The organism is Variovorax sp. J22G73, assembly GCF_030317035.1.
Lineage (GTDB): Bacteria > Pseudomonadota > Gammaproteobacteria > Burkholderiales > Burkholderiaceae_C > Variovorax.
The window spans coordinates 457,449-471,659 of the sequence record NZ_JASZYK010000002.1 but is presented as its reverse complement, the minus strand read 5'-3'; the positions used below and the strand labels follow the sequence as shown (position 1 = coordinate 471,659).

The following is a 14,211-nucleotide window of genomic DNA, read 5'->3' as shown; positions in this document are numbered from 1 at the left end:
GCGGCCTAAAGTTTTCACCCGCCCTGCCGATATCCAGCCAAGGAGAGCGGCCATGCCGGCTGCTTTTTCAGATTCGACGGTGCCGTCGCCTGCGCGGCAGCCTTTCCTTGCAAGCAATCCATTCCCCCTTGAGCCCCGGAGTCCGAACATGTTCTTGAGCAACGTCTCGATTGGCAAGCGCCTTGCCATCGTGCTGGGCGCCATCCTGGCGCTTTTCCTCGCCACCAGCGTGGCAGCGGTCTTCAAGCTGCAGCAGTTGAGCCAGGAGATCGACACGATGATCCAGGACAACGTGAAGACCGAGCGCGCCGGCTCCGACTGGCTGCGCCACACCACCTCGGGCGTGCAGCGCGCCGCGGCCATCGCCAAGAGCAGCGATTCCAGCCTGATCGACTACTTCGCGCCAGCCACGGCCAAGTCCATCAAGGACACCAACGAGCTGCAGAAATTCATCGAGGGCAAGCTGGTCAAGCCCGAGGAGAAGGCGCTGCTCGAAAAGGTGGGCACGCTGCGCAAGGCCTACCTGGCTTCGCGTGAAGAGGTGAGCAAGCTCAAGCTCACGGGCGACCTGGCCGGCGCCAACCGCGCCTTCGACGACCAGTTCCAGCCCACCTCGGTGAACTACATCGCCGGCGTGCAGCAGGTGGTGGACATGCAGCGCGAGCAGCTCGACGCCGCCGCCGCGCGCGCCAACGACCTGCGCGCCCAGACCAGCACGCTGCTGGTGGTGTGCTCCGCCGTGAGCCTGGTGGCCGGCGCGCTGCTGGCCCTGCTGCTGGCGCGCAGCATCGTGCGCCCGCTGCGCAGCGCCGAGACCATCGCCCAGTCGATTGCCGACATGGACCTCACCGGCGCGCCGCAAACCAGCTACGCCAACGACGAGACCGGCCACCTGCTGCGCGCGCTCGACCTGATGCGCAACGCCCTGCAGGGCTCGCTCTCGCAGGTGCATGGGGTGGTGATGAACGTGTCGACCGCCAGCACACAGATCGCCACCGGCAACCAGGACCTGTCCTCGCGCACCGAGGAGCAGGCCAGCTCGCTGGAAGAAACGGCCGCCTCCATCGAGGAGCTGACCTCCACCGTGAAGCAGAACGCCGACAACGCCCGCCAGGCCAACCAGCTGGCCACCTCGGCCTCGGAAGTGGCCGTGCGCGGCGGCAGCGTGGTGTTCCAGGTGGTGGAAACCATGGGCTCCATCAATGCGTCGTCCAAGAAGATCGTGGACATCATCAGCGTCATCGACGGCATTGCCTTCCAGACCAACATCCTGGCGCTGAACGCGGCCGTGGAAGCCGCCCGCGCGGGCGACCAGGGACGCGGCTTTGCCGTGGTGGCCTCCGAAGTGCGCAGCCTGGCCCAGCGCTCGGCCGCGGCGGCCAAGGAAATCAAGACGCTCATCGGCGACTCGGTCGAGAAGGTCGAGGAGGGCAGCCGCCAGGTGGCGGACGCCGGCCGCACCATGGAAGAAATCGTGGGCAGCGTGAAGCGCGTGACGGACATCATGGGCGAGATCAGCGCCGCCAGCCAGGAGCAGACCTCGGGCATCGAGCAGATCAACCAGGCCATCACTCAGATGGACCAGGCCACCCAGCAGAACGCCGCGCTGGTGGAAGAAGCCTCGGCCGCCGCGCAGTCGCTTCAGGAGCAGGCCGGCAGCCTGTCGCAGATCGTGGGGCAGTTCAAGCTGGAGCAGGGGCAGGGCGCCCCGGCGCTGGGCCACGCGTCGTCGGGCATGTATGCATCCGGCGCACCGCGCAGCACCGGTGTGCGCGACCTCGCCTTCCAGTAAGGCAGCAAGGCAACAAGGAGCGAACCGGCGACCGTGTCCCGGTGCTGCCTCAGCGCAGCATCGACGACATCGCCGAGCAGCAGTTCAGCATGCGCACCGCCGCCTCCACCGTCTGGGCGGTAAAGCGCAGCGTGATGCCGTCGACGCGCTCGAAGCTCGGCCACTGGCAGAACAGGTCGGCCAGCGAGGGCGACTGGCAGCGCAAGCTCACGGCCTGCGGGCCCGCGAAGACCAGCGGCTTGACCTTGGCGTTCGCATGGCCGGCCAGCGCCTCCTGCACCCCGGCGCGGATGGCGCGGCGCGATTGCTCGGGCGACAGCGACACGCCGCTGCCGAAGCCCGTGGCCTTCTTGGTTTCCACGAAGGTCGCATGCGGAAACAGCGGGCGGTTCTCGGCGATGAACACGTCGTCGCCGCTGCCCATCACCACGGGCACTCCGTATTCACCGGCCAGCGCGCCGTAGAGCCCGGCTTCGCCCAGCTCCTGCCCGTTCAGCGAAATGCTGGCGAAGGCAAAGCTGTTGATGGTGTGCGCCAGGATGCCGCGGCCCTGCGCGCGCGAGTGGTAGCCCACCATGCAGACCGCGTCCACGCCTTCTTCCACGCCCGCCACCATGCTCAGGTAGCGCGGCTTGCCCTGCACCACGCGGGCACGCGCGTCGAGCACGTCCGGCGGCATGTTGCGAAAACCACCGTGCGAGTCGTTCACCAGCACCTCGACGGCGCCCGCGTCGAAGGCACCGGCGATGGCGGCGTTGGCTTCCTGCGCCATCAGCAGGCGCGCGCGCTCGAACTCGGGGTTGCCGGGGCGCGTCTGCTCGGGGTGGTAGACGCCGGCGACGCCTTCGATGTCGGTGGAGATCAGGACTTTCATGGGCGTTGCTCGTCGGGGAGAGGTCGGTAAAGAGGTCGGAAGGAGGACGGAAAGGGGTCAGCAAGAGAGTGAAGACGCCGGCAGCAGTTCGGCCAGCGCGGCGCGGTGGTTGCCGTCGCGCCCGGTCACGGGCGTGGCGCGCCACAGCGCATGAAGAATCGCCTGCTCGGTGCTGTCGGCCGCGGCCTGGAACAGGCCGTCGAGCAGCCCGTCGTGCAGCATGGCCACGGCGGGCATCGGCCGCTCGACCTGGTCGGGCACGGTGTAGGCGGTGGAAAAAGCCAGCACGATGTCGCCGCTGCCGTGGCCGAAGACCGAGCCCGTGCGGGCCAGGCCGGCGCCCGCGCGCAGCGCCAGGCGGCGCAGCTGGCGCGCGTCCAGCGGGGCGTCGGTGGCCACCACGATGATGATCGAGCCCTTTTCGGTGGGGTCTGCTTCCTTCTCCGGCGGCAGCTTGCGCGCGGCCTGCAGCGCTGCGAGCCGGTCGCCCACCGCGTGGCCGGCCAGCAGCAGCTGCGGCTGGCGCCCGTAGTTAGCCAACACCAGCGTGCCGACCGTGTGGCAGCCGCCGCAAGACGCGCTGGAGGGTGCACCGGAGGGCGCACCCGAAGGTGCAGGCCCGCCATGCGACGACACCTGCCGCGACGACACCCGCCGCGAAGCGCTGCCGATGCCGCCCTTCAGCTGGAAGCTCGACATGCCGCGCCCCGCGCCGACCGAGCCCTGCGCAAAATCGGCGCCGGCCGCCTGCAGCGCCTGCAGGTAGTCGGCTTCCGTCACGGCCAGCCGCTGGATGTCGTTGAGGTAGCCGTCGTTGCACTCGAACACCAGCGGGTTCACCGTGGGCAGCGCGCGGCCGGTCTCGGGGTTGCGCGCCACGCAATCGCGGATCTGCGCCGTGGCCACCGTGCCCACCGAGAAGGTGTTGGTCAGTGCAATGGGCGTTTCCAGCACGCCCAGCTCCTCGAGCTGCACCAGGCCCACGCTCTTGCCGAAGCCGTTGAGCACCACGGCCGCGGCCGGCACCTTGTCGCGAAACGGGTCGCCCGCGTGCGGGCGGATCACCGTCACGCCGGTCTGCACGCCACCGTCGCTCAGCGTGCGGTGGCCGACGGTGACGCCGGCCACGTCGGTGATGGCGTTGCGTTCGCCCTGGAGCAGGTTGCCGATGAAGGGAAGGGTGGCTTGCTGCTTGCTGGAAGACATGGGGAAAGGAAGATTACTGGCGGTCGATTTTCGGATCGAGCGCGTCGCGCAGTGCGTCGCCCAGCAGGTTGAAGGCGAGCACGGTGAAGAAGATGGCCAGGCTGGGGAACAGCGCCACGTGCGGCGAGGTGACCATGTCGGCCCGCGCCTCGCTCAGCATCGCGCCCCACTCGGGCGTGGGCGCCTGCGCCCCCATGCCCAGGAACGACAGGCTGGCCGCCGTGATGATCGAGGTGCCCACGCGCATCGAGAAATACACCACGATCGACGAGATGGTGCCCGGCAGGATGTGCCGCACGATGATGGTCCAGTCCGACGCGCCGATGCTGCGCTCGGCCTCGATGTAGGTCTGCTGCTTGAGCACCAGCGTGTTGCCGCGCACCAGGCGCGCGAAGGCCGGCACGCTGAACACCGACACCGCCACCACCACGTTGGTCATGCTGCTGCCCAGGATGGCGACCACGCCCAGCGCCAGCAAAATGCCGGGAAAGGCGAACAGCACGTCCGACACGCGCATCACGATGCGGTCCCACCAGCCTTCGTAGTAGCCTGCCAGCAGCCCGAAGGCCGTTCCGATGAAGCCGCCCACCAGCACCGACAGGAAGCCCGCCATCAGCGAGATGCGCGCGCCCGCCAGGATGCGGCTGAAGATGTCGCGGCCCAGCGGGTCCACGCCCATCCAGTGCGTGGCCGAGGGGCCGCTGTTGAGCATGTCGTAGTCGAAGAAGTTCTCCGGGTCGAAGGGCACGATCCACGGCGAGAACACCGCGATGAACACCAGCAGCAGCACGAACAGCGCCGCCACGATGCCCACGGGCTGCTTCTTGAAGCGGCGCCAGCACTCGCCCCAGGGCGTGCGGACCTTGCCGGCGGACTGGAGCGTGGCGACCGGGGAGGTCGGAAGAATGATGTCGGCAGGCGCGCCGGAAGCTTGCGTCATGTCGGCGTGCTCACTTGTAGCGAATGGTGGGGTTGATGTAGCCGTACAGCACATCGACCACCAGGTTGATCAGGATGAACTCGAGCGAGAACAGCAGCACCAGCGTCTGGATGACGGGGTAGTCGCGCATCTGCACCGCGTCCACCAGCAGGCGGCCCAGGCCGGGCCAGTTGAACACCGCCTCCACAAGAATGGAGCCGCCCAGCAGGAAGCCGAACTGCAGCCCCATCATCGTGACCACCGGAATGAGCGCGTTGCGCAGCGTGTGCTTGAACACCACGCGCGATTCGTGCACGCCCTTGGCGCGCGCGGTGCGCACGAAGTCTTCCTGGATCACCTCGACGAAAGACGCGCGCGTGAAGCGCGCCATCACGGCCGCCACGGCCGCGCCCAGTGTGATCGAGGGCAGGATGTAGTGCTTCCACGTGCTGGCGCCCACCGTGGGCAGCCAGCCGAGCTGCACCGAGAAGATCTGCATCAGCAGCATGCCGAGTGCAAATGCGGGAAATGAAATGCCCGAGACCGCGAGCGTCATGCCCAGCCGGTCGGGCCATTTGTTGCGGTACACCGCCGAAACAATGCCGATGCCCATCCCGAAAATCACCGCCCACACCATGCTGGTGATGGTGAGCATCACTGTGGGGAAGAAGCGCTCGCCGATCTCCACCGACACCGGGCGGCGCGTGCGAATGGAGGTGCCGAAGTCGCCCTGCACCATGTGGGTGAAGAAGCTCACGAACTGCTGAGGCAGCGGCTTGTCGAGCCCGAGCTCCTGGCGCACCATGGCCACGGTCTGCTCGTCGGCGTCCTGGCCGGCGGCAAGGCGCGCCGGGTCGCCGGGAAGCATGTGGACGAACAGGAACACCAGCACTGCCACGATGAGCAGCGTGGGGATCAGGCCCAACAGTCGTTTGAGGAAGTAATTCAGCATGGGGTACGGTTGTCGGGAGCGGGCGCGGGCGGCATTGCCCGCGCCCGGTCGCGACAGTCAGTCAGGAAACGAGAAAACGCGCGAACGTGCTATCAGTTCGACACCGCGATGGCGTCGATGTTGATGTTGCCGTCGGGCATCACGAACACGCCCGACAGGCGCTTGGAGTTCGCCGACAGGTTCTGCTCCGTGACCATCGGCACGCGCGGCAGGTCCTTGCGGATCTGTTCCTGCGCGGTCTTGTACAGGGCGGTCTTCTCGGCTTCGTCCACCGTCACCAGCGCCTTGGCCAGTGCGTTGTCGACCACCTCGCTCTTGTAGAACGACATGTTGTTCAGCTTGGGCGCCCAGGCTTCCGAGGCGAACAGCGGGCGCAGGCCCCAGTCGGCTTCACCGGTGGACGACGACCAGCCCGTGTAGTACATGCGCACCTTGGCCGTCTTGGCGTCCGGCCATGCATCGACCTGCTCGGTGCGCTGGCCCACTTCGAGCGCCTGCACCTGCAGCTTGATGCCCACTTGCGCGAGCTGCTGCTGCACGAACTGGATGGTCTTCTGGCTGGTCGTGTTGTTGTAGGCGCTCCACAGCACCGACTCGAAGCCGTTCGGGTAGCCGGCTTCCGTCAGCAGTTCCTTGGCCTTCTTCACGTCGTAGGGAATGGGGGCCATCTTCTCGGCGTACTTCACGCCCTGGGGCAGCACGCCCTGCGCGGGGAAGGCGTAGCCGCCGAAGGCGACCTTGGCCAGCGCTTCCTTGTTGATGGCGTAGCCGATGGCTTCGCGCACCTTCGGGTTGTCATAGGGCTTCTGCAGCATGTTGAATGCCAGGAAGCGCGTGATGATCGAAGGCGTGGCCACCACTTCGAGCTTGTCGCTCTTCTTCAGCAGGTCGGCCTGCTCGTAGGGAATGGGGAACGCGAAGTCGGCTTCGCCGGTCTGCAGCATGGCCGCGCGCGTGTTGTTCTCGAGCACCGGCTTCCACGACACCGTGTCGACCTTGGGGAAGCCCTTCTTCCAGTAGCCGTCGAACTTCTTGGCCTTGACCGCGTCGGTCTGCTTCCACTCGACGAATTCGAACGGGCCCGTGCCCACGGGGTGGAAGGCGATGTCCTTGTTGCCCCACTTCTTCAGCGCGGTGGGCGAGATCATGGCGGCCGAGGCGTGCGCCAGCGAGTTGATGAAGGGGCCGAAGGGCTCCTTCAGCGTGATGCGCACGGTGGTGGCGTTCACCGCCTCGACCTTGCTCACGCGGTTGAACTGGTTGTAGCGCAGCAGCTTGTTGTCCTGGTTGAGCACGCGCTCGAGCACGAACTTGACCGCTTCGGCGTTGAAGTCGGTGCCGTCGTGGAACTTCACGCCGCTGCGCAGCTTCAGGGTGTAGACCAGGCCGTCCTTCGACACTTCGTAGCTCTCGGCGAGCACGGGTTGCACCTTCAGGTCCTTGTCGAACTGGAACAGGCCTTCATAGAAGGTCTTGGTCACGGCCGTGGTGATGGTGGTGTTGGTGTTGTACGGGTCCAGCGTTTCCGGCTGGTAGCCGATGGACAGCACCACGTCTTTGGCGGCCAGCGCCGTGCCCGATGCGGCCATCGCGGCCAGGCCCAGCAGTGCGGATGCCCATCGCAGGGAGGAAGAAGATTGCTTCATGGAAGAACTCCAGTCGGTTCGTGGAAAAAAGCAGGGGGGCCTGCCGGTTGAAAAAATCGGATCGAACTCAGAACGCGCCGCCGATGGCGTCGAACTTCAAAATGCCCCGCCGATGGCGTGGCGTGCCACGAAGTGGCCGGGCGCCACCTGCACCAGCGGCGGCACCACGGGCTCGTCGCCCACGGCGCGAATGGGGCTGGGGATCTCGCCCTCGAGCAGCGCGCGCGGCTTGTGGCGGCGCGACGGGTCGGCCACCGGCACCGCGGCCATCAGCTTGCGCGTGTAGGCGTGCTGCGGGTCTTCGAACACCGCGCGGCGCGGGCCGATTTCCACGATCTGGCCCAGGTACATCACGGCCACGCGGTGGCTGATGCGCTCCACCACCGCCATGTCGTGCGAGATGAACAAAAAGGCCACGCCCAGCTCGCGTTGCAGGTCGAGCATCAGGTTGACGATCTGCGCCTGGATGGACACGTCCAGCGCCGAGACCGATTCGTCGGCCACCACCACCTTGGGGTTCAGCGCCAGGGCGCGCGCGATGGCGATGCGCTGGCGCTGGCCGCCCGAGAACTCGTGCGGATAGCGCTGCGCCACCTCGGGCGGCAGGCCGACCTTCTGCAGCAGCCAGTCGACGCGCTGCTGCGCCTCGGCACCCTTGGCGATGTTGTGGATGAGCAGCGGCTCCATGATCGAGAAGCCCACCGTCACGCGCGGATCGAGCGAGGCGAACGGGTCCTGGAAAATGAACTGGATGTTGCGGCGCAGCGCCTGCAGCTCGCGCGTGGGCAGCTCGCGAATGTTCTGGCCGCCGAACTCGATGGCGCCGCTCTGGCTCTCGACCAGGCGCAACAGCGAGCGGCCGGTGGTCGACTTGCCGCAGCCCGACTCGCCCACCAGCGCCAGCGTTTCGCCGGGGTACAGGTCGAAGCTGATCTTTTCCACCGCATGCACGCGGCGCTTCACGCGCCCGAAGAGGCCGCTGCGCACGTCGAAGCGCGTGACCAGGTCGCGCACGCGCAGGATCGGGCCCGCGTCTTCGCGCACCGTGCTCTGCGGCGTGGCCGCTTCCACCGGCGCGGCGCTGGCCGCGTCTTCGGTGCGCAGCAGCTCGAACTTGGCCGGCAGGTCGGTGCCCTGCATGGCGCCCAGCTTGGGCACCGCGGACAGCAGCGCGCGGGTGTAGGGGTGCTGCGGTGCGGCGAACACCGCGTCCGACGTGCCCGCCTCGACCTTGTCGCCGCGGTACATCACCAGCACGCGGTCGGCAATCTCGGCCACCACGCCCATGTCGTGCGTGATGAAGAGCACGCCCATGCGCATCTCTTTCTGCAGCTCGCGAATGAGCTGGAGAATTTGCGCCTGGATGGTCACGTCCAGCGCCGTGGTGGGCTCGTCGGCAATCAGCAGCTGCGGCTTGCAAGACAGCGCCATGGCGATCATCACGCGCTGTCGCATGCCGCCCGAGAGCTGGTGCGGAAAGCGGTCGAGCACGTTGCGCGCTTCAGGAATGCGCACCAGCTCCAGCATGCGCAGCGCCTCGGCGCGCGCGGCCGCGTTGCTCTTGCCCTGGTGGATGCTGATGGCCTCGGCGATCTGGTCGCCGGCCGTGAACACGGGGTTCAGCGAGGTCATCGGCTCCTGGAAGATCATGGCGATGTCCGCGCCGCGAATGCCGCGCATCGTCTGGTCGCGCGCCTGCGCCAGGTCGAGCACCTCGCCGTTACGGCGGCGAAACGCCATGCGCCCGTCGAGGATGCGGCCGCCGCCGTGCTCCACCAAGCGCATCAGCGCCAGCGAAGTGACCGACTTGCCCGAACCCGATTCGCCCACCACCGCGAGCGTTTCGCCATGGTCGATGTGGAAAGACAGTTTCTTCACGGCATCCACGGTGCGCTCGGAAGTCGAGAAGCGAACGGTGAGGTCGTCGACGGCGAGAACGCGGCCGTCCGGCAGGGCATGGGAGGGGGTGGACATGGGAATGCGAGAAAAAAGGGGAACGCGCGGCGTCAGGCGAAGATGGCCGTGTGCGGCGCGTCGGTGCCGCGCGCGTGGCCGCGGTACATGCCTTCGGTGTTGAAGGCCAGGCTCAGGTTGCCGTGCCGGTCGATGGCAATCAGCCCGCCGGTGCCGCCGATGGCGGGCAGCGACTGCTGCACCACCGCGTGCGTGGCCGCTTCGAGCGTGGCGCCGCCGTAGGCCATGCGGGCGCAGATGTCGTAGGCCGCCGCCACGCGGATGAACATTTCGCCGCTGCCCGTGCACGACACCGCGGCCGTGCGGTCGTCGGCGTAGGTGCCCGCGCCGATCAGCGGCGAATCGCCGATGCGGCCGACGCGCTTGTTGGTCATGCCACCGGTGGAGGTGGCCGCGGCCAGGTGGCCGTGCATGTCGAGCGCGACCGCGCCGACGGTGCCGAACTTCTTGTCTTCGTCCAGTGGAGCGACCGGCGTGGCCGAGGCAGCCGCCATCGACGCGCCTTCGTGGTCGGTCACCACGCGGCCCGTGTCGCGCACCCGAAAGAGCTGCTGGCGGCGCGCGTCGGTGGAAAAGAACGACGGCTCGACCATCTCCAGCCCGCGCTCGCGCGCAAAGGCTTCCGCGCCCGCGCCCGCCAGCAGCACATGGGCGCCGTCTTCGAGCACCGCGCGGGCCGCGCGCACCGGCCGGCGGATGTGGCACACGCCGGCAATGGCGCCGGCGGCGAGCGTGGCGCCGTCCATCACCGCGGCGTCGAGTTCATGGGTTTCGTCGTGCGTGAACACCGCGCCGTGGCCGGCGTTGAAGAGCGGGCACTCCTCGAGCAGTTCCACCGCGAGGCAGGTGGCGTCGAGCGCGCTGGCGCCCTTCAGGAGCACGGCTTGCGCGGCGGCCACGATGCGGTTCAGCGCGTCGTGGTAGGCCTGCGCCTGCTCGGCGCTGGTCGTGGCGGCGCTGATGGTGCCGGCGCCGCCGTGGATGGCGATCACGGGCACGTGGCGCGCCTGGGTCGCTTGGGATGAGGTCATCGGGAGGCTTTCTTCTTGCGGTTGCGCGCGCTGTTCAGGCCGTGCGCATCGGTCGTGTCTGTGTCGGCGGGGTCGAGCGCATCGGGCGTCTCGTGGCGCCGCGCGCTGGTGTCCAGCCCGTTGATGCGCGGCAGCCCGTTGGCGCCGTGCAGCCACGGGCGCACCGCCTGCAGGATGCGGCCGGCGGACTGCACCGCGCCCGGCGCGCGCAGCGAGACGGCGCTGGTGAGCGCCTCGATCAGCGCGAGCACGCTGGTCTCGCAGTTCGGGCGGTAGCTGGTTTCGGTCTGGCAGTACAGCGCCACGTCGGCCAGCGGCGCGATGGGCGAACTCGGGCGGTCGGTCAGCGCCAGCACCGCGCAGCCCTGGCCGCGCGCAATCTGCGCGAGCGCCACCGTGTCGGTCAGGTAGCGCGGAAAGGTCAGGCCGATGAACAGGTCCTGCGGGCCCGCGTGCATCAGCGTGCGCGCCGCGTGGGTGACGCCGCTCACGCTGGAGAGCATGCGCACGTCGTTGCACGAGCCGTCCAGCCCGTGCTGCAGCAGCCCCGCCAGCCAGGCGCTGGCGCCGAAGCCGCCGATGTAGATGGAGCGCGCCTTGCCGATGCGTTCCACCGCGGCCTCGCAGGCCGCGTAGTCCAGCGTCTGGCGCGTGGCTTCGATGTTGCGGCGGCTTTCGTCGAGCGCCGTGGCGAACACTTCGGCCACCGTCGTCGGGCGCTCCAGGTTGCCGCGCAGCCGCTCCACTGGCGCCACCAGCGGCTCGAAGCCGCGCACCAGCTCGGCGCGAAAGGTGGCGTAGCCGTCGAAGTCGAGCGCGCGCGCAAACCGGTTGGCCGTGGCGACAGACACGCCCACCGCCGCGGCGAGCTCGTCGATGGGCAGCGTCGCCACCTGCAGCGGGTGCTCCAGCACGTAGTCGGCCACCTGGCGGTGCGAACGCGTCAGCCGTGGCAAGGCCTGCGCAATGCGCTGGGCCACGGTGGTGCCTGGGGTGTCGACGGTGGTGCTCATGAAGGGTGCGGAGTGCCCGAAAGTGTGCGTTTTTTGAAAACCAGTTTACAAATATAAGTCAAACAAGAAAATTTTCTGTCATTTTTGATCGGGTTTGCAAGGAGTGGGCCAGCTGGTCAGGGATTTCCCTAGGGTGGCTCGGTGCTGCTTCGCAGCGTCTCGATGAACTGCAGCAGGGACAGTCGATGGGCTGTTGCTGAGCGCGGCCAAACAGCTCCGTTCAGACAACCCGGGCTTGCGTGTCGGAAGTCTCAATTGCCGCGGTTGACCTCCGCAGATCGGTGTCGGCCGAGCGCTAGACTTCCGGCCGCGCGCCAAGGTTGGCGCGCACGAGATTGGCGTCTCGTCGCACCTCTGCACACCTTATGGAGCCATTCATGGTCAGGTCTGCTCAATCGTGCGCGTCATCTTCTTTCCCCGATCCAACCCCCGCGTCGCTCGCGCTACAAGCTTGCGACGACGCCGACCATCTGCGCCAGTTGCTGCGTGCTTACGCATGCCTCGACAAGCTCATCGAACCTCTGGAAATCGGGGATACGGAGCTGATCAGCCCGACCCGCACCGAACTGAGCGCGCTCCTGCGCGTGGTCAACGAGGAAGCCGAACGCCGGATCGATTCGATCGACAAGACGCTCCAGTCGATGCGCTCTGCGCTTGACGCAAAGCCTGCGGTGCAGAGCCCATAAGTCATCGGCTCCGGTCGCGCCGCCAACGCACCGCGCAGTGCGCGACCGTGGGGCGCAGCGCTCACGCGGCGCCACCACCCGCACGCGCCCCAATCGACCAGCACGCGGCAACAAGCCGCACCTCATCCCCGAACACGAACGGCTCGAACGCCGCGCGAACCACATCGATGACCTTCGCGCGCGTGCGCTCGTCCGCGTCGCGCAGCTTCAACCCGACCGGGCCGAGCCGGCTCAGGTAGCCCAGCAGGTCTTTCTCGGGCAGCGTGCAGGGCACGTCGATGGGCGCGATGTCGATGTCTTGCCAGCCGCTGTCCCGCAGGATGCCGCGCACGCGATCCTTGTCGGCGAACGCGAACTGCCCCGGCACGCCGGGCTGGCGCGCGGGCAGGTCGAGCAACGGCGCCGCGGCGCGTTCGGCGGTCGTCATGAACGGGTTGTCGGCGGCGCTGCGCCAGGCGATGAACTTCATCGCCGCGCGGTCGGCCGCGGCGTGGCGCAGGTTCGACAACGCGCGCACCGGGTCGTCGAAGAACATCACGCCGAAGCGCGAGACCAGCATGTCGAACACGCCCGGCTCGAACGCGTGGGCCTGCACGTCGGCGCAGACGAAACTGGCCATCGCCGCGCCTTCACGCTCGGCGCGCGCTCGGGCGGTGGCGACCATGGGTTGCGAAATGTCGATGCCCGTGCTGCGGCCCCCGGCCTCTTGCGAACGCGAGACGGCGAGCGTGGTCGCGCCCGTGCCGCAGCCCACGTCGAGCACGCGTTGCGCGCCCGCGGCCGCCTCCACCAGCAAGGCTTCGAAGGGGCGAAAGAGCTGGTCGAGCGTGGGCTGCATGTCGACCCAGGTGTGCCCGGAGGGCCCGTTCCAGAGCCGGGCCTGCTCGCCATCGACCGGTTGCGGGGTGGGCAGAGGAGGGCGGGGCGGCGGGTGGGTCATGTTCGTGTCCTTTTCGGTCTTGCCTTCAGCAGGCGGAAACCGCACTATGCGAACTCAAGTCGACTTGAGGTCAAGAGGGTGATGCATCTGGATATCAGCGAGGTGGCGCAGCGCTCTGGCGTGCCGGCCTCCACATTGCGGTTTTACGACGAGAAGGGCCTGATCGCCTCGACCGGCCGGCGCGGCCTGAAGCGCCTGTTCGACGCCGGCGTGCTGGAGCGGCTGGCGTTGATTGCGCTGGGCCGGACCGCGGGTTTCTCGCTCGACGAAATCGCGCGCATGTTCAGCGCCGATGGCCAGCCGCGCATCGACCGGCTGATGCTCACGGCCAAGGCCGACGAGCTCGACCGCACGATCCGCAACCTGAGCGTGATGCGGGACGGCCTGCGCCACGCCGCCGTGTGTTCCGCCCCCAGCCACATGGAGTGCCCGAAGTTCCGGCGCATCCTGAGGGCGGCGGAGGCGGGTGCGAAAGCGGGTCAACAAAAGAAGGAGCGAAAAGCTCCGCGAACAAAGAATCTCGAAATTTGAGCAGAGCGCAAACCGGCGCTCGCACCCCGAACGCACCCCGAACGCACCGCCCGCGAAGCTACCGAACCGCCGCCTTCTCCATGAACACACTGAACGGATCCGGCCCGTAACCCCCGAATGGCCCGCGCCGCTCATAGCCAGACCGCGCATAGAAAGAAATCGCCTCAGGCTGGCTGGGCCCCGTCTCCAGCATGAACATCGTGCAGCCCTTAGCCGCTGCGTGGCCTTCAAGAAAAGCCAGCACCCCGGCAGCAATGCCTCGCCCCCGATTCCCCGGCCGCACGAACATGCGCTTGAGCTCGCCGAACTCGGCCCCCACCACGATCGCCCCGCACCCGACCGCCGTGCCTTCCTCGTCGCGCGCAACGGCGAACAGCACATTCGCCGCCGACAGCGCCGCAATGTCGATGCCGTGATGGCTCTCGGGCGGGTACAGCGGCTTCTGGTACGCGTCGAGGTCGTCGATGAGCCCGATCACGTCGGGCTGGTTCGGGCTTTCAAGGGCGATGTGCATCGGTCGATGTTACTTAGCCGATCTGCCCAAAGCCCACCCGGTCGCAGGGTTCAATGCTTGGCCCAACAATGGCCGTCGACGGCGGGCCGGTCGGCCTGCCGATGTCATGCATCGCACGCACGAAGGAGTAGCA

General features: G+C 67.8%; 13 protein-coding genes. 3 read left to right on the top strand and 10 right to left on the bottom strand.

Annotated elements, in window-relative coordinates; translation table 11 throughout:
- Window positions 1–148 precede the first annotated feature (148 nt).
- Window positions 149–1,792: a methyl-accepting chemotaxis protein gene (locus tag QTI51_RS10170; protein WP_116907480.1), complete on the top strand. Its 1,644-nt coding sequence runs from the start codon at window positions 149–151 to the stop codon at window positions 1,790–1,792.
- 49 nt (window positions 1,793–1,841) lie between these two features.
- Here QTI51_RS10170 and QTI51_RS10165 read toward each other — a convergent pair whose 3' ends face one another.
- The 8 genes from QTI51_RS10165 to QTI51_RS10130 all read right to left on the bottom strand — a co-directional run bounded on the left by QTI51_RS10165 (window position 1,842) and on the right by QTI51_RS10130 (window position 11,407).
- Window positions 1,842–2,666, bottom strand: coding sequence for a M55 family metallopeptidase (locus QTI51_RS10165; protein WP_116907481.1), 825 nt, complete (start codon window positions 2,664–2,666; stop codon window positions 1,842–1,844).
- A 57-nt stretch (window positions 2,667–2,723) separates the two neighbouring features.
- A complete protein-coding gene (locus QTI51_RS10160) occupies window positions 2,724–3,872 on the bottom strand; it encodes a P1 family peptidase (protein WP_116907482.1) in 1,149 nt (382 codons plus the stop codon).
- A 13-nt stretch (window positions 3,873–3,885) separates the two neighbouring features.
- A complete protein-coding gene (gsiD, locus tag QTI51_RS10155; RefSeq protein ID WP_116907483.1) occupies window positions 3,886–4,812 on the bottom strand; it encodes a glutathione ABC transporter permease GsiD in 927 nt (308 codons plus the stop codon).
- Window positions 4,813–4,822: 10 nt separating this feature from the next.
- Window positions 4,823–5,743 carry a glutathione ABC transporter permease GsiC gene (gsiC, locus tag QTI51_RS10150; protein ID WP_093122534.1) on the bottom strand — a complete coding sequence of 307 codons (921 nt, stop codon included), beginning with the start codon at window positions 5,741–5,743 and terminating at the stop codon, window positions 4,823–4,825.
- 92 nt (window positions 5,744–5,835) lie between these two features.
- Window positions 5,836–7,389 carry a glutathione ABC transporter substrate-binding protein GsiB gene (gsiB, locus tag QTI51_RS10145; protein ID WP_116907484.1) on the bottom strand — a complete coding sequence of 518 codons (1,554 nt, stop codon included), beginning with the start codon at window positions 7,387–7,389 and terminating at the stop codon, window positions 5,836–5,838.
- A 96-nt stretch (window positions 7,390–7,485) separates the two neighbouring features.
- Entirely contained in the window at window positions 7,486–9,363 is a 1,878-nt protein-coding gene (locus tag QTI51_RS10140) for a dipeptide ABC transporter ATP-binding protein (RefSeq protein ID WP_116907485.1), read from the bottom strand.
- A gap of 32 nt (window positions 9,364–9,395) precedes the next feature.
- Complete coding sequence (locus QTI51_RS10135; protein WP_116907486.1) at window positions 9,396–10,394, bottom strand: isoaspartyl peptidase/L-asparaginase family protein; 999 nt, start codon at window positions 10,392–10,394, stop codon at window positions 9,396–9,398.
- On the bottom strand, window positions 10,391–11,407 hold the full coding sequence (locus tag QTI51_RS10130) for a MurR/RpiR family transcriptional regulator (protein WP_116907487.1): 1,017 nt from the start codon (window positions 11,405–11,407) through the stop codon (window positions 10,391–10,393). Before QTI51_RS10130 ends, QTI51_RS10135 begins: the two co-directional genes overlap by 4 nt.
- A 377-nt stretch (window positions 11,408–11,784) precedes the next feature.
- On the opposite strand from QTI51_RS10130, the gene QTI51_RS10125 reads away from it, so the two are divergent.
- Window positions 11,785–12,093 carry a hypothetical protein gene (locus tag QTI51_RS10125; RefSeq protein WP_116907853.1) on the top strand — a complete coding sequence of 103 codons (309 nt, stop codon included), beginning with the start codon at window positions 11,785–11,787 and terminating at the stop codon, window positions 12,091–12,093.
- A 61-nt stretch (window positions 12,094–12,154) separates the two neighbouring features.
- Here QTI51_RS10125 and QTI51_RS10120 read toward each other — a convergent pair whose 3' ends face one another.
- Window positions 12,155–13,033 (bottom strand): class I SAM-dependent methyltransferase, encoded by an 879-nt coding sequence (locus QTI51_RS10120; protein WP_116907854.1) that lies wholly within the window; start codon window positions 13,031–13,033, stop codon window positions 12,155–12,157.
- Window positions 13,034–13,111: 78 nt separating this feature from the next.
- On the opposite strand from QTI51_RS10120, the gene QTI51_RS10115 reads away from it, so the two are divergent.
- Window positions 13,112–13,564 carry a helix-turn-helix domain-containing protein gene (locus tag QTI51_RS10115; protein WP_116907488.1) on the top strand — a complete coding sequence of 151 codons (453 nt, stop codon included), beginning with the start codon at window positions 13,112–13,114 and terminating at the stop codon, window positions 13,562–13,564.
- A 58-nt stretch (window positions 13,565–13,622) separates the two neighbouring features.
- Here the strand turns inward: QTI51_RS10115 and QTI51_RS10110 are convergent, their stop codons facing one another.
- A complete protein-coding gene (locus QTI51_RS10110) occupies window positions 13,623–14,078 on the bottom strand; it encodes a GNAT family N-acetyltransferase (RefSeq protein ID WP_116907489.1) in 456 nt (151 codons plus the stop codon).
- Window positions 14,079–14,211 lie beyond the last annotated feature (133 nt).

Excerpts from the sequence above, each read along its gene's own strand:
- QTI51_RS10165 (WP_116907481.1), bottom strand. The coding sequence starts at position 2,666 with ATGAAAGTCCTGATCTCCACCGACATCGAAGGCGTCGCCGGCGTCTAC.
- QTI51_RS10110 (WP_116907489.1), bottom strand. The coding sequence starts at position 14,078 with ATGCACATCGCCCTTGAAAGCCCGAACCAGCCCGACGTGATCGGGCTC.
- QTI51_RS10160 (WP_116907482.1), bottom strand. The coding sequence starts at position 3,872 with ATGTCTTCCAGCAAGCAGCAAGCCACCCTTCCCTTCATCGGCAACCTG.
- QTI51_RS10135 (WP_116907486.1), bottom strand. The coding sequence starts at position 10,394 with ATGACCTCATCCCAAGCGACCCAGGCGCGCCACGTGCCCGTGATCGCC.
- gsiD (WP_116907483.1), bottom strand. The coding sequence starts at position 4,812 with ATGACGCAAGCTTCCGGCGCGCCTGCCGACATCATTCTTCCGACCTCC.
- gsiC (WP_093122534.1), bottom strand. The coding sequence starts at position 5,743 with ATGCTGAATTACTTCCTCAAACGACTGTTGGGCCTGATCCCCACGCTG.
- QTI51_RS10120 (WP_116907854.1), bottom strand. The coding sequence starts at position 13,033 with ATGACCCACCCGCCGCCCCGCCCTCCTCTGCCCACCCCGCAACCGGTC.
- gsiB (WP_116907484.1), bottom strand. The coding sequence starts at position 7,389 with ATGAAGCAATCTTCTTCCTCCCTGCGATGGGCATCCGCACTGCTGGGC.
- QTI51_RS10140 (WP_116907485.1), bottom strand. The coding sequence starts at position 9,363 with ATGTCCACCCCCTCCCATGCCCTGCCGGACGGCCGCGTTCTCGCCGTC.
- QTI51_RS10125 (WP_116907853.1), top strand. The coding sequence starts at position 11,785 with ATGGTCAGGTCTGCTCAATCGTGCGCGTCATCTTCTTTCCCCGATCCA.
- QTI51_RS10130 (WP_116907487.1), bottom strand. The coding sequence starts at position 11,407 with ATGAGCACCACCGTCGACACCCCAGGCACCACCGTGGCCCAGCGCATT.
- QTI51_RS10170 (WP_116907480.1), top strand. The coding sequence starts at position 149 with ATGTTCTTGAGCAACGTCTCGATTGGCAAGCGCCTTGCCATCGTGCTG.